At 38.5% G+C, this 15,521-nt stretch carries 11 protein-coding genes, 1 tRNA gene, 2 rRNA genes and 1 other annotated feature; of the genes, 13 read left to right on the top strand and 1 reads right to left on the bottom strand.

What is annotated here, in order from left to right; translation table 11 throughout:
- The 9 genes from ACYVQZ_RS06910 to ACYVQZ_RS06950 form a co-directional block, all read left to right on the top strand.
- Positions 1-103, top strand: a 23S ribosomal RNA gene (locus ACYVQZ_RS06910); the annotation flags it as partial.
- A 151-nt stretch (positions 104-254) separates the two neighbouring features.
- A 5S ribosomal RNA gene (rrf, locus tag ACYVQZ_RS06915) occupies positions 255-371 on the top strand.
- A 169-nt stretch (positions 372-540) separates the two neighbouring features.
- Positions 541-614, top strand: a tRNA-Thr gene (locus ACYVQZ_RS06920).
- Between the two features lie 48 nt (positions 615-662).
- Positions 663-2,198 (top strand): ABC transporter permease/substrate-binding protein, encoded by a 1,536-nt coding sequence (locus ACYVQZ_RS06925; RefSeq protein WP_461240678.1) that lies wholly within the window; start codon positions 663-665, stop codon positions 2,196-2,198.
- Positions 2,198-3,163 carry an ABC transporter ATP-binding protein gene (locus tag ACYVQZ_RS06930; RefSeq protein WP_461240679.1) on the top strand — a complete coding sequence of 322 codons (966 nt, stop codon included), beginning with the start codon at positions 2,198-2,200 and terminating at the stop codon, positions 3,161-3,163. The genes ACYVQZ_RS06925 and ACYVQZ_RS06930 overlap by 1 nt, the downstream gene beginning before the upstream one ends.
- A gap of 65 nt (positions 3,164-3,228) precedes the next feature.
- The gene (locus ACYVQZ_RS06935; protein ID WP_461240680.1) at positions 3,229-4,569 is read left to right on the top strand and encodes a dihydrolipoyl dehydrogenase family protein; all 1,341 of its coding nucleotides are present in this window, start codon (positions 3,229-3,231) and stop codon (positions 4,567-4,569) included.
- 435 nt (positions 4,570-5,004) lie between these two features.
- Complete coding sequence (locus ACYVQZ_RS06940; RefSeq protein WP_461240681.1) at positions 5,005-5,265, top strand: hypothetical protein; 261 nt, start codon at positions 5,005-5,007, stop codon at positions 5,263-5,265.
- 140 nt (positions 5,266-5,405) lie between these two features.
- Positions 5,406-5,643: a binding site (T-box leader), on the top strand.
- 159 nt (positions 5,644-5,802) lie between these two features.
- Entirely contained in the window at positions 5,803-7,173 is a 1,371-nt protein-coding gene (gene brnQ / locus ACYVQZ_RS06945) for a branched-chain amino acid transport system II carrier protein (RefSeq protein WP_461240682.1), read from the top strand.
- Positions 7,174-7,309: 136 nt separating this feature from the next.
- Positions 7,310-8,518, top strand: a complete 1,209-nt coding sequence (locus ACYVQZ_RS06950; RefSeq protein WP_461240683.1) for a cation:proton antiporter — start codon at positions 7,310-7,312, stop codon at positions 8,516-8,518.
- A 70-nt stretch (positions 8,519-8,588) separates the two neighbouring features.
- On the opposite strand, the gene helD is transcribed toward ACYVQZ_RS06950, so the two are convergent.
- Positions 8,589-10,892: an RNA polymerase recycling motor HelD gene (gene helD, locus ACYVQZ_RS06955; protein ID WP_461240736.1), complete on the bottom strand. Its 2,304-nt coding sequence runs from the start codon at positions 10,890-10,892 to the stop codon at positions 8,589-8,591.
- 320 nt (positions 10,893-11,212) lie between these two features.
- Here helD and trpS point away from each other — a divergent pair, with 320 nt between their 5' ends.
- The 4 genes from trpS (at position 11,213) to ACYVQZ_RS06975 (ending at position 15,518) form a co-directional block, all read left to right on the top strand.
- Positions 11,213-12,229: a tryptophan--tRNA ligase gene (gene trpS / locus ACYVQZ_RS06960; protein WP_461240684.1), complete on the top strand. Its 1,017-nt coding sequence runs from the start codon at positions 11,213-11,215 to the stop codon at positions 12,227-12,229.
- 134 nt (positions 12,230-12,363) lie between these two features.
- Positions 12,364-13,293 (top strand): Ppx/GppA phosphatase family protein, encoded by a 930-nt coding sequence (locus ACYVQZ_RS06965; protein WP_461240685.1) that lies wholly within the window; start codon positions 12,364-12,366, stop codon positions 13,291-13,293.
- 13 nt (positions 13,294-13,306) lie between these two features.
- Entirely contained in the window at positions 13,307-14,575 is a 1,269-nt protein-coding gene (locus tag ACYVQZ_RS06970; protein ID WP_461240686.1) for a hydroxymethylglutaryl-CoA reductase, degradative, read from the top strand.
- Entirely contained in the window at positions 14,562-15,518 is a 957-nt protein-coding gene (locus tag ACYVQZ_RS06975; RefSeq protein ID WP_461240687.1) for an IpaB/EvcA family protein, read from the top strand. The genes ACYVQZ_RS06970 and ACYVQZ_RS06975 overlap by 14 nt, the downstream gene beginning before the upstream one ends.
- The last annotated feature ends 3 nt before the right edge of the window (positions 15,519-15,521 follow it).

Consider the following 15,521-nt stretch of genomic DNA (forward strand, 5'->3'; position numbering starts at 1 on the left):
GGAAGAGTAAGACCCCTCAGAGATGATGAGGTAGATAGGTTGGAAGTGGAAGTGCAGTGATGCATGGAGCGGACCAATACTAATCGGTCGAGGACTTAACCACAAAGTGGTGTCCGGTTAAGAAAAAAGATGATACTGTTTAGTTTTGAGAGCGCAAGTTCTCAGCGTACTATCTATGATAGAATAGTGCTAGTGCGATTGGAACTCACGGTTTTCGTGGTAGTTCCATCGACAACGAAGCACAGAGTGCGTAGTGTGGCGGCGATGGCGAGAAGGATACACCTGTTCCCATGCCGAACACAGAAGTTAAGCTTCTGAGCGCCGAGAGTAGTTGGGGGATCGCTCCCTGCGAGGGTAGGACGTTGCCATGCAATTGGAGCGTATGACTTAAGTTATGTGAACGTAACATAGATTCATGCGATTCTAAAAATACAAATCGTTTGCGCGATTTGTATTTTTTTTACACTCAAATCTACATTTGTGGATGAAAAATTGCATTTACTGATTACGTCATTTATACTAATACATACAGTACTTTTTGCCGTCTTAGCTCAGCCAGGTAGAGCGTTTCCATGGTAAGGAAGAGGTCGTCGGTTCAAGCCCGATAGACGGCTTATAAAATTTTACAAGAATAAAAAGGACAAGAAAGCTGAACAAAACTAATGCAAACGTTGATTACAACATTACTGCAAAAGAAGACAGATTTATTTCAGGCCCTTCTTCAACATTTAGGGATTTCGATTACTTCATTACTGATTGCAATGATCATTGCAATTCCACTAGCAATTTGGGCCCAAAAACATACTAAAATTGCCGCTTTTTTATTACAAGTTGCCGGGGTATTACAGACAATTCCATCACTTGCATTACTGGGATTACTAATCCCACTCGTAGGAATTGGTACTGTTCCTGCAATTATCGCATTAGTAGTATATGCGCTACTTCCAATTTATCAAAATACCTATATCGGAATTAATGAAATTGATAGTTCTATTGAAGAGGCAGCGGAAGCATTTGGGATGTCCCGAATGCGAAAGTTAATTAAGGTTGAACTACCAATTGCCATGCCCGTTATTATTTCGGGAATTAATACCGCGTTAGTTTTGATTATTGGAACAGCTACCCTTGCAGCATTAATTGGTGCAGGTGGTCTGGGCTCATTTATTTTGCTTGGCATTAATCGCGATAATAACGCATTAGTGCTGATTGGAGCGATTGCGTCTGCCATCTTAGCGATTGCATTAAGCTCATTCATTAAGTTTCTGCAACACGTTAAAATCCGATATTCATTAATGACTTTGGCAGTGGTTTTACTATCAATGGGTGGTTATGGCGTGCATGCGACAATGAACCAGAAAAACGAACAAATTGTGATTGCCGGTAAACTAGGATCCGAACCCGACGTTTTAATCAATATGTATGAGGAACTGATTGAACAAGATGATCCCAAAGCACAGGTCACATTGAAAACAGATTTTGGTCAAACCAGTTTTCTATTTAACGCACTGAGAAATAATGAAGTTGATATTTACCCTGAATTTACAGGAACTGTATTAGAAACTTTGGTTAAAACGCCAGCAGAACAGAGAAAAAATCTTTCGAGTTCAGCAACTTATCAACTTGCTAAACAAAAATTAGCTCAACAGTATCATCTGAAATACTTGAAACCAATGAAATATAATAATACCTACGCGTTGGCAACAACCAAACAGTTTGCTGATGAAAATCATCTGCACACAATCAGTGATTTATTAACGGCTCAAAATAAAGTACGTGCCGGGATGACTCTTGAATTTATTGATCGTGATGACGGACTTAAAGGAATGAAAAAGTTATACGGTCTAACATTTAGCGCCAAGTCAATGCAGCCGGATTTGCGCTATGAGGCGTTAAAAAAAGGTAATGTTAATTTGGTTGATGCTTATTCAACCGACAGTCAGATTCGTCAATACCATCTTGTATTATTAAAAGATGACAAACAGATGTTTCCTGCCTACCAAGGTGCCCCGCTAATGAGTGAAAAATTTGCGCGTGCTCATCCTCAAGTCGTTAAGTCATTGAATAAATTGAGCGGCAAAATTACCAATAGTGAAATGCAAGAAATGAACTATGAAGTTAATGTTTTGAAAAAGTCACCTAAAACAGTGGCACATCATTACCTAGAAACACACCATTTATTAACAAAGGAGGGTCATTAATGGCAGAGACGTTACTTAAATTTGATCATGTTGAAAAAAACTTTGATGATAAAACGGTTATTAATGACTTTAATTTACAAATTAAAGCAGGTGAGCTTTTAGTTTTGGTGGGCGTTTCCGGTTCAGGTAAAACGACAACACTTAAAATGATAAACCGATTGGAGCAACCAACTGGGGGTCAGATTTATTATCATGATCAACCAATTGAAGATTATAATTTAAAACAAATTCGATGGAATATGGGCTATGTATTACAAGAAATTGCCTTGTTTCCAACTATGACGGTTGCTCAAAATATAGCGGTTATTCCGGAAATGAAAAAAATGCCGAAAGAAAAAATAGACCATGTGATTGACGCGTTGTTAGAGGAAGTTGGCCTCAATCCTAAAGAATATAAAAAGGCGATGCCAAACGAACTATCTGGTGGTGAACAGCAACGCGTGGGAATTTTACGCGCTATAGCTTCAAGCCCTGAGATTGTACTCATGGATGAACCATTTAGTGCGTTAGATCCGATTTCGCGAACGGCGCTGCAGGATTTAGTGTTAAAACTGCATGAAAAACTTAAAACAACCATTGTATTTGTGACTCACGATATGGGTGAGGCACTGAAAATGGGTGATCGAATTGCCGTTATGAAAGAAGGTAAGTTACTTCAGGTTGATACGCCGACCGAAATTGCCCAGCATCCGAAAAATCAATTTGTAGCTGATTTTTTTGATGCTGCGCGAGCTAAGAATATTTATGATGTGTATCTCGGTAGAATTGGTGTTGCAGGGTATTATCATGAAACAGCCCAAACAACTGATGCGGTTAAGCTAGACGTTGAAGCCACTCTGCGAGACGGGTTATATCAACTGAAAACACATTCCGAATTACAAATTGTGACCGCTGATGATCAAACTAAAGGATTTTTAGACCAAGCGGCAATTATTAATTATTTAAGTGATCACGAAAAAGCTTAAATGGTTAGTTATTATTAATTTTAATGGTAAGCTATGAGTAACATATTTCTTAAGGGGGCACATTCATGGCAACACAAAAGTTTGACGTCGTAATTATTGGTGCTGGCCCTGGGGGCATTGCAGCAGCCTATGGATTAAAACAGCAGGGTAAAAGTGTCGCAATTGTTGAAGAAAACTTATGGGGTGGAACTTGTCCCAATCGTGGATGCGATCCAAAAAAGATTTTATATGCAGCTGTTGAGGCTAAAGAAAGAGTCGATTTCTTAAAAAATGATGGTATCAATGGCCAAATGACGGTTGATTGGCATCAATTAATGGATCATAAACGCCAATATACGCAAAAAATCCCAACTGGAACTCAAAGCGGTTTAGAAAATGCTGATATTGCAACCTTTTATGGCCATGCGCATTTTCAAGCAGATGAAACATTACTAGTGGATGATGAAGTAGTGGCCGGTACTGATTACATTATTGCAACTGGTCAACGACCAACCATTCCAGCTATTAGTGGCAGTCAATATTTACAAACGAGTACGCAGTTCTTAGATATGGACGACATGCCAAAATCAGTAACCTTTATTGGTGGTGGGTATGTGGCCTTTGAATTGGCCACGATTGCCAATGCCGCGGGAGCCGATGTTCACATCATTCATCATAATCAACGTCCTTTAAAAGAATTTGATCAAGATCTAGTTCGTGATTTGATGGATCAAATGAAGAAAAATGGGATTAAGTTTGATTTAGATATTGATGTTACGACGATTTTAAAACACGATCAACAATTAGAAGTCGCTAACGACGGGGACTTTTCAATTATGACCGATGCTGTTTTTGCCACCACTGGACGAGTTCCCAATGTTGATACGTTGGGATTGGAACAAGTCGGCGTCATTGCCCTTAAAAAGGGAATTCGCGTTAATCAGTTTTTGAAAACTGATAATCCACACATTTACGCCCTGGGGGATGTTTTAACTCGCGTTGGTAAAGAACCTAAGTTGACACCAGTTGCGACCTTTGAGGGACGCTATTTAGCGGCTTATCTCAGTGATGAAACACATCGGCCAATTAGTTATCCAACTGTGCCAACAGTTGTTTATTCAACACCGAAATTAGCTAAAATTGGTTTGGACCCTGATATTATCACTGGTGATGATGGTAAGGTAGTTGATTTAAATGTTAGCCAGTGGTTTACGTATTTCCGTCTCGGTGAACCAGTTGCCAAAGTCAAAGTTGTCATCGATAAACAAAGTAAAACCATGGCTGGCGCTCAAATACTCAGCAGTAGTGCCGATGAATTAATTAATTACCTGACACAAGCAATCAATCAACGGCAAACGCTCGACGATATTAAACAAACTATTTTTGCTTATCCAAGTGTGGCTAGTGACATTCAGTATATGTATTAGACAAAAAATTTATTGAGAAAATTTCAAGTTAATTTAAAAATACTGTCATATCAATGATTTCAAGAGTTTGTTTAATTCTTGAAATCATTTTTTTGTTTTTCACATGATAAGTTAAAACAAAATTAGGATCCATTTTGTTTGATGCAAGTGACCGTAAACATCTAAATAATGGCCTTTTTAGAAGCTTAATTCTGATAAGCAAAACGTTAACAAAAATATCATAAGAATAATAGAATATTAATCATAATAAGACGTATAAAATAATTGTTTTAAATTATACTTTTACGTTTTGAATTATGTAATTAGTATCATTTAAAATACAAATAAAGAAAAAATGTATATGATATAGCATAACACCTTAATTTGCCAAGTAAAGTAATTTGCGATAATATAATTAATATAAACGATAAGAAGAAAGAAAGGCCGTGATCGAAAATGAAACAAATAATGAAAAACACTCCCAAATTATGGATAGGATTTTTGATTCTGTTTTCATTTTTGATTGGCATGACAATGATTGATAAAAGTTCGCAATCTAGTGTGGAAATGAACCACGCAAAGACGATTCGCGTGGTTGACAAGCACAAAAGTAACGCTCAAGACGTTGCCAAAATGGAGAAAACAGATACAACGGGTGAAAGCCAATCCATCAAAACAATTAATCACAGTCCACAGCAAGTTATTGAAGTAAATTAATGACACATTGAAACCATGATATAAAGCGATTTTGACAACCTAACAAAATCGTTTTTTTTTATTTAATTAAAATTAAATGAGAAAAAAGTGTTGACAATCTGAATGGTTGGTTGTATCTTATTTACAACATTAAAAATACATTAGAAACGTTGAAGAGAAGAGTACAATCATTGGTGACTTAAGAGACCTCTAGTTTGGTGGGAATGAGGAGCATGAATGGTTCGAAAGTAGTCTCTGAGAATCGAGTACGAACAAGAGTATTCGATGGGTGCACCCATTATAGTGCCAGGGTATCGCAAGATAATTGCCGTACCTGGTGAGGTATATTTCGTGAGAGATATACAAAATGAGGTGGTAACACGTGCAAACGTCCTTATTAGACAATCGTCTAATAGGGGCGTTTTTATTTTTAATGAAAATGACGTAGAAAGAAGGGACATCAATGAATATGAGAAATGCGTGTAGTAACGGTGGGCTTGTATACGTCAGTGCTTTCGAGTAGTCAGTAACTTTGGATTACGGAAGGAAGTCACACTTATGGACAAAACAAACTTAACTTTTAAACACTATATCTTTATTGCATCAATGTTATTTGGAATGTTTTTTGGCGCTGGAAACTTAATTTTTCCGATTCACTTAGGTCAGTTGGCTGGTAGTCACTGGTTTAGTGCCGGAATCGGATTCTTAATTACAGGAACCATTTTGCCACTCTTAGCAATTATTTCGATTAGTATTACACGATCAAACGGCATTTATGATTTGGCTAAACCAATCGGTGAAAAATATGCTACGTTCTTCATGATCCTTACTTGCTTCACACTTGGACCATTATTTGCAACACCAAGAACGGCAACCACACCATTTCAAATTGCCTTTGGATCACACTTAACCAGCGCACAGATGCCAATTGCTTTGTTTATTTACTCATTAATTTTCTTTGGCATTACCTTTTGGGGTTCAAGAAAACCTACAGGTATTATCGACTCAATCGGTAAGTTATTAAATCCAGCGTTCTTGATTTTATTGGCCATCATTTTCGGCTTTGCGTTTACCCGCCCAATGGGTGCTGCAACGAGTCAACCAGCAACCACGATCTATCAACATGGTGCTTTTCTAAACGGCTTTTTGCAAGGCTACAACACGATGGACGCAATTGCCGGTTTGCTCTTTGGAATTGCGGTTGTTACCACAATTCGTAGTTTAGGGGCTAAAAAGCCTGGTGATATTGCTAAGATTGCCGCTAAATCAAGTTTAATGAGTATTTCCCTAGAAGCTTTGATTTATATGATTCTGATTTGGATCGGGGCAACCAGCCTTGAATTCTTCAAAATCTCAGCTGATGGCGGTATTGGTTTTAGTCAAATTGCTTCACACTTTATGGGACTTCCTGGTCAAATCATTTTAGCCATCATGGCAACATTGACCTGCTTAACGACTTCCATTGGACTTTCAACTTCATTTTCAGAAGCAATGCACACTAAATTCCCTAAGATTAAATATTCCACATGGAATGCAATGACATGTCTCTTTTCATTCTTGTTCGCAAACATTGGCTTAGATCAAATTATTGCATGGTCAACGCCAATGCTCATGTTCTTATATCCACTTGCAATTACTTTAATTGCTTTATCAATCTTGTCACCATTATTTAAACGCGCTAGAATTGTTTACATTATGACAACGATTTTCACAATTATTCCAGCGATTATTGACGCGATTGCTTCAGCACCAAAAATTATTTCAGCCAGTGGCTGGGCCAAATCGATTTTAAGCTTTGACAAGATTTTACCATTTGCAGGCTTTGGAATGGATTGGGTTATTCCAGCAACGATTGGCTTAATTCTTGGTTTGGCAATTTATGGAATTGAAACAATGACTTCAAAAAATTCAATTGCTCAAGAAAGCTAACATTACACACATAGATTAGAGCACACATAGTAATTCACACATAAACACATAGATGAAGTACAATTCAAAGATTTAACACATAAAAAAACATAGATTAGGTTTACCGTATTTATTAAAGTAGAAAGGAGTTGTTTCCATGACGTTTATTGCTATTTTAGCTGGTCTCTTGCTAGCCACCCAAATGGTCGCACATTTGTGCCACCGCATTGGAATTCCTGGCGTGATTGGTGAAATTATGGTTGGTATTTTAGTGGGCCCAGCAATTTTAAATTGGATTCATTTAACGCAAATGATGAATGAATTTCAAAACATCGGTGTCATTTTATTAATGTTCATTGGTGGCTTGGAAAGTGATTTAGGCTTGTTGAGAAAATACCTGAAACCGGCAATTATCGTGGCCATTATCGGCGTTATATTTCCAGTGGTCATCATGGGAGCAACCAGCTATTTGTTTCATTTTACGATGATGGAATCCCTATTTATTGGTGTTATCTTTTCGGCCACCTCAGTTAGTATTTCAGTGGCCGTGTTAAAAGAATTTCACTTTTTAAACACTAAAGAAGGTGCCACGATTCTTGGCGCCGCAGTAGCAGATGACATTATTGGTGTTATTTTACTCAGTATCATGATTAGTGTGATGAGAAATGCCGGCATCAGCACCGGCACGACAACTTCCACTAATTTACTGCTGATTTTTATTGAACAAATCCTCTTTTTTGGTGGGGTGTATGCCTTTGTTAAATGGCTGGCACCTTACTTAATGAAACTCAGTCAAAAACTACTGACAGTGGCGGCACCCACGGTTATGTCAATGGTAATCTGCATGAGCATGGCAGCAGCTGCAGATTTTGTTGGTCTGAGTGGCGCTGTTGGCGCATTCTTTGCTGGCATTGCCATTGCACATACCAATCAACGAGAAATTGTTGACCAAAGTGTTGAACCATTAGGATATGCGATCTTTATTCCTTTGTTTTTCGTCAGTGTTGGCTTGAATATGACGTTTGCTCATTTAGGCCAATCGTTATTATTTGTAACTGTCATGACGATTTTGGCTTGTGTGACTAAGCTGATTGGTTGTGGCCTTGGCGCTGCGATTAATGGCTTTAGTCTTAATAGTGACTATATTGTTGGGGCGGGGATGATTTCTAGAGGTGAAATGGCGTTAATTACAGCTCAAATTGGGTTTAATGCCCATTTACTTTCAGGGACATACTATTCTGATATCATTCTAGTCATTATTTTAGCCACTATGATTGCACCGTTCTTGCTGAAACATTCAATCAAACATTATCAAACTCAGCGGGCCACTAGAACCAAGGCCCGCAAACAAACCCAAATGGCATAAATTCACTCCTCCAAGATTTATTCCATGTAAAAAAGCGATGACTATGAAATGTATTCATAGTCATCGTTTTTTATAGTTGATGATTAATTTCAATAAGTGGTTCTTCATTTTGAATTAACAGGGGACTAGCTGGGCCCATACTGAGTAAAGTTAATTCATGCATGGCCCGCGAAGCAATGGTATACAAGATGCCAGCTGCAGTATCCCGGTGATAGTTGTCTTCTGAGACATCATAAGCAATCACAGAATCAAATTCTAATCCTTTCGCCAAATAGATAGGTAAGATAATCACACCTGCCGGTAAAACACGGTCAGCGTCTTTTAAAAGTGTCACCGGTTCATTTTTAAAATGACGCAAGCGATGTTTCGCTGAAAATGCTTGCTTGGCATTTTTTGTCAGAATGGCAACCGTTTTATATTTTTTAGTCTGTTCTTCAACAATGCCTTGGAATGTATCCTGAAATTCTTCAGGTGTATAACGAATTACCAGATTAGGTCGTTCACCATGACGATTGAATGCTGAAATTTCATCACCATCTGGTAATAATGATTTAGCAAAGTTAGTAATTTCAGCAGTTGATCGATAACTTCTGTTTAGCGAAATTAAAGTTGATTTTTTAAAATTCAAATTTTCTTTCAGGGATGCCATCAATACTTGCGGTAGTTGCATTGGATTAAACAATGACTGTTCACTATCACCTAAAATAGTAAATTTAGCTTTGACAAAAACGTGTTTCAAATAAATTAAGGTAGCCATTGAATAATCTTGCATTTCATCGATAAAGACATATTCTAAAGCGCGATTTTGACCAGAACCAGTAATTAGATCACGCATGTACAGTAATGGCGCACAATGCATTAGATCAATTTGGTGAAATTCAATCTGATGATTAAAACCATCGCGCGTGGCTTGCCAATCAGACTCAGACACATTTTCGGGCACAAAAGATGATAAAAAGGCATCATATTGTCGATAGAAATCAATAAAGTAGTTATTATAAATGGCATCGTAAACGACGCGCAGCCGACTTTTAGCAATTTGTTGGGCAACGAAAGCAAACATTTCGTCTTCTGTTTGAAAAGAATCCGCAGCATGATCCATCAATAAATCATTGAATTGTTCATTACTGAGTTGATCAACTTCATCAGCCACCCATTTTTCTTTGGTCTGTTCGTCAATTTGGTGCTTTAACAGTTTAATTAAAGCATTTTTAGTGGCGAGAATTTTGTCGGCAATATGCATTTTCAGTGGTAAGTTATCAAAAATTTGTTGAATCAATTGAGCACTGAAGATGACTGATCCATTAAATAGGATATTATTAAACTTAATTTCATCAGCACCAAGCGTGCGGACGTAACGATCAACCTCGGTCATCGCTAGTTGGCTTTCCAAAAAGTTTTGTACAGCAAGATTGTTGTCCTTATTTTGCTGCTGGTCTTCGTAGCGTTCAAATAAGGTTTGAACCGTTAACCCTTCAAAGCGGCGTTCGAGAAATTCAGCCAAAGTGACCTGCCGCATATTACGTTCACCTAAACTAGGGAGCACTTCTGAAATATAGTGGCTAAATAACCGATTGGGTGAAAATAACACAATTTGATCAGCATTGAGTGATGCCCGACTATGATAGAGTAAATAAGCAATTCGTTGTAAAATGGCGGATGTTTTACCACTACCAGCCACCCCTTGTACTAACAATAAATCACTTGAAGTATTGCGAATAATATCATTTTGTTCTTTTTGGATCGTGGTGACGATGTTTTGCATATACTGGTCATTTTGTTGACCTAATGCAGTTTGCAACATTTCATCACCGACAGTTTCGTTGGTGTCAAAAACGTTTACGATTTGACCATCTTCAATGGTGAATTGCCGTTTTTTAACCAGGTTGGTTGTTTGCTTGCCAGCAGGACTGTCATATGACACTTGTCCCAAAGTACCATTGTAATAGATACCAGACACTGGTGCGCGCCAATCATAGACGAGAAAGTCATCTTTAGTCTTATTCATTAATGAAGCAATGCCAATGTACAGCGGTTCACTCGGCTCGCTTTGATTGTCTTGAATATCAATACGACCAAAATAAGGTGCTTGTTTTTGAGCTTTTAACGTTTCCAATTGGCGCTTTAAAATGGTTTCACTTTCAACAGCTCGAGCCACCAACTGCCGTTGTTGTTCAATCATGGCATTGGTTTCCATGGCGTCATCAACTTCATATAAGTTAACGGAAGCATTATCCGCGTAATTTTTTTCAACAGCGCGTGTTTCATGATGGGCCTTGTCTGCAACTTGACTTGCAGTTTCAATTTGGTCATCAATTTGTGCAATAACATCTGTCACACGTTGTTGTTCTTGTTGTTCTTCTTGTGGATCTATCAAGAGAAGACCTCCTAGCGAAAAATACTAACTTCGAAAAATATCATACCATTGTAAAACGTTCTCATGCTAATAACAAGTAAATTGATGCTACGTCTTTACTTTTTGGCGAATGCTCGGTAAACTATTAGTGTTTGAAGTAGTACGAGTACAGCGAGAAATCGATTGGTGAAAGGATTTCCAAAATACGAAATGGTTTAATGGAGTCACCCGCCGTAAGGGTAAAGTGGTGACAAATTGTCACAAGCTAGGTGGTACCGCGCAAAGTCGTCCTATTGCATTATTTGCAATGGGGCTTTTTATTTTTTGGAGGAGATAATATGACAAAAAAAGTAATTTTAACAGGAGATCGGCCAACCGGAAAACTACATATTGGCCATTATGTTGGGTCATTAAAAAATCGCGTTGACTTACAAAACTCGGGTAACTATGATACGTATATTATGATTGCGGATCAACAAGCGCTCACCGATAATGCACGTGATCCACAAAAAATTCGGGATAGTCTATTACAAGTTGCACTTGATTATTTGGCAGTCGGTATTGATCCCAAAAAATCAACGATTTTAGTACAATCACAAATTCCAGCTTTAAGTGAATTAACTATGCATTACTTAAATCTGGTTTCTGTTTCACGGCTGAATCGCAATCCAACCGTCAAGTCTGAAATTAAGCAAAAGAAATTCGGTGAAAGTGTACCGGCCGGTTTCTTTATATATCCCGTTAGTCAGGCTGCTGATATTACTGCATTTAAAGCAGATACTGTGCCCGTTGGGGATGATCAAGAACCAATGCTTGAACAAACCAGAGAAATCGTACGTTCATTTAATGGCATTTATCAACAAGATATTTTGGTTGAACCAGAAGGCTATTTTCCACCAAAAGGAGAAGGTCGAATTCCTGGATTAGACGGGAATGCCAAAATGAGTAAGTCACTAAATAACGCTATTTATTTATCCGATGACGCTGACACAGTGACTAAGAAAGTCATGTCAATGTATACGGATCCTGAACATATCAAAGTGAGTGATCCGGGACATGTTGAAGGTAACACCGTCTTTACTTATCTTGACATTTTTGATGAAGATACCTCTAAGGTAGATGAATTAAAACAACAGTATCAAGCTGGTGGTTTAGGCGACGTTAAAATTAAACGCTATCTCAATGAAGTATTGGAAAACGTATTAGGACCAATTAGAAATCGACGTGCAGAATACGAAAAGAATATTGATTACGTCTACCAGATCTTAAAGGATGGGTCAAATAAGGCAAATGAAGTGGCTGAACAAACGCTCAGTGAAGTAACTCATGCCATGGGTCTTAACTATTTTGATTAACAAGATGAAACAAGGATTGTGTTCAAATCGCAATCCTTTTTTTATGCAAAAAATTGACTAAAAAATGTTATGATATAAAAGAGTATTTTTACAATTAAAATAAAAATAAAATTAAACGTAACGGAGGTGAAGTAATGGAGAACTTGGCAATTGTTGATTTGGGTTCCAACTCCGTAAGAATGGCGATTACACAAATCAAAGATGACGGTAGTTATCAAGAAGTCAAACGCGTCAAAGAAGATTCACGCATCTCGGAAGGGATGGGTAAAGAAAAGATTTTACAAGAAGTGGCGATGGCGCGCACAATTGCTGCCTTAAAAAAATTCAAGAAACTATACGTGGGGCTACCCAACCTAAAAATTAAGGCGATTACAACAGCTGCCGTGCGCCAAGCACGCAATCAGAGTGAATTTCTGCAACGGGTTAAACAGGAAGTGGGAATTGATTTAAATGTCTTGTCAGGTGTGAAAGAAGCTTATTATGATTATTTAGGCGTGATGCAGACACTGAAACTCGACCACTGTCTCATTTTAGATACTGGTGGCGCGAGTTGTGAATTAATTTTGGTGCAACATAAAAAAGCGCGCAACTTAATTAGTATCCCTGTGGGAGCAGTTACTATTTCAGAACAGTATCATTTGGGTGGCTTTGTCAAATCGGTTGATTTGTTTAAGGCCCAATTGGCAATGAATGAGCGATTGACAAAAATTCCATGGATGAAATACACCACCCATATGCCTGTTGTCTTGCTTGGCGGAGCAAATCGAACCCTCGCCCGAATGAGCCGCAATTTTCGCCATCAAAAACGCGGAAGCATTCACGGCTACCATTTATCATCACGTGCCGTGTATGCGACGTTTAGAGAGCTACTCAGCCGTAATTTAAACCAGCGCAAAAAAATGTCTGGTTTGGAACCAGAACGGGCAGACATTATTATTGGTGGTATGTTGCCGCTAGTATCGATTTTGCAACGGACTACAGATGGACGGGTGATTTTTTCTGAAAGTGGCGTTCGTGAAGGTATTATTGCCGAATATATTCAACGACGGAATCAATCTAAATAAAGGAGGCAATTGAATGACTGATTGGCAAGCTGGATTTTATCGTTTAAATCAAGCAGATCGGCAAAAGCAAATTGCTTCTTTTTTTAAGTTGTCCGATCAACAACAAGATTTTATTACCCAACACAATGAACCAACGCAAACCAATATGATCGAAAATTACCTGACTAGTTATCCGTTAGCACAAGGCCTAAGCGTTAATTTAACCGTTAACCATCAGCAATACGTGGTGCCAATGGCGATTGAAGAGCCATCCGTGATTGCAGCGGCAAGTAACGGCGCCAAAATTGTGGCCCAAAGTGGTGGTTTTACTGCATCAAAACAACCACGATTAGCCACTGGACAAGTGATTTTAGACGATCAAAGCCATTTAGACCAGATTAAAACTTGGCTCCAAAGGCAAACAGCGACGATTACTGCTGTTGCTAATCAGGCTCGACCATCATTAGTGAAGCGCGGTGGTGGTGTCAAACAGGTTAACATCCGGTTGATTGATGACCAATTTATCTCGCTTGATTTGCTGATTGATGTTGGTGAATCAATGGGTGCTAACAGTGTGAACACGATGTGTGAAGCTGTTAAACAGTGGTTAGAAGAGCAAGGACAGAGCGTGTTAACAGCCATTTTATCCAATTTAGATGATCAACGGTTGCAAACTAGTTCTTGTCAGATTACAGTCAAGCAATTGGCAACCAAGCAAATGACTGGAGAACAGGTAGCCGCTAAAATTGCGGAACTAAGTCAATTGGCGCAACTCGATGCGTACCGTGCTGCAACCCATAATAAGGGGATTATGAATGGTATTGATGCGGCAGTGCTTGCTTTAGGAAATGATTGGCGGGCTGTGGAAGCAGCCGTACACAGTTACGCAGCCACCGATGGACATTACCGCGGAGTCAGTCGTTGGTGGGTTGAAGCGGATCAATTGAAAGGCCAGATTACTGTCCCCATGCCAATTGGCGTGGTGGGTGGTAGTATGGATGTATTACCCATGGTAAAAATCAATCGGCAAATTAGTAATGTGGCAGATGCTGCCGAACTTGCCCAAGTCATTACTAGTTTAGGATTAGCGCAAAACCTAGCAGCTCTCAAAGCCCTCGCAACAAAAGGTATTCAAGCAGGGCACATGAAACTACAATATAAATCATGGGCCCTTGCATTGGGAGCGACAACCGCTGAATTACCACAAATTATGTGCAAGTTAGTATCGGCTAACAAAGTTGATCGTCAGCTGGTCGCAAAGGTGATTACACAAATTAGAGGAGAACAACATGACAGAAGTTAAATTAAATTCAACAACCCAAAATCTATTAGATCAGGTTCAAAAATTATATCCGGGTCCAGTGATTGTGCGTTTTGGTGATCAAAAAGCCGGGTTTATTCGCCATGATCAAGCCCAGCAAGAAGCACTTGCTGATGGCTTGCAGATTACGATTACAGATATCACAGCACCAGATTACACAGCATCACATGAATTACTTCATTTACTAATGCTCTTACAAGGTTTTCCTCAGATATTTTTTCAAGTGTCATTTGCAAATGATCCTCAATTAGATGAACAGTTGATGATTATGTCAACCGATCTTTACGATATCGCAATGCACTTAGTAGTCGTTAAAGAACAACGTTCGCATGAGCTAATTGATGATCAAATTGAGCAACTTTATTTAAAGGGTATTCTAGAAACGCTTACTAGAGAAACTGGGCAAAAAGATAATGAACGAACGTTGCGGCTAATTACATTGCTAGATGCCTTGGTATTTTATGGCGATCATATTGATCAATATGAATCGGATTTGATCGATAATTATCCAGTGGCCTATGAAGCTGCTAAAGATTTATATCAACAGTTAACTGCCAAGGAAATTGATTCACCATTTGCGATGCGTAGAGCGATTGTTAAGTTATACAAACAATTTGATACGCAACTTGCAAAATGGGGCCTCCCAGCATTACATAATAACGAATTTGTGACGTTATCAAGTGTGTTAAGCGAACGTCAATTACGCTTGGAAGTTCGTCAACTTTTTGAAATTTTCCATTCAGACATGATTGATAAGCAAAACAAAAAACAAGCATATATAGGCTTAAATAAAACCGATCAACAAAATAGTTTTGTGATTGCCCCAGAAACTGACGACACCGCAGCATTTTTCAAGAAATATTATACTAAAACAGTGCAAGAATTATTTGAAGACTTGGAAATGCCATACATCATTAGGAAGTGATTA

The sequence above is a fragment of the Paucilactobacillus salsurae genome, assembly GCF_054784995.1.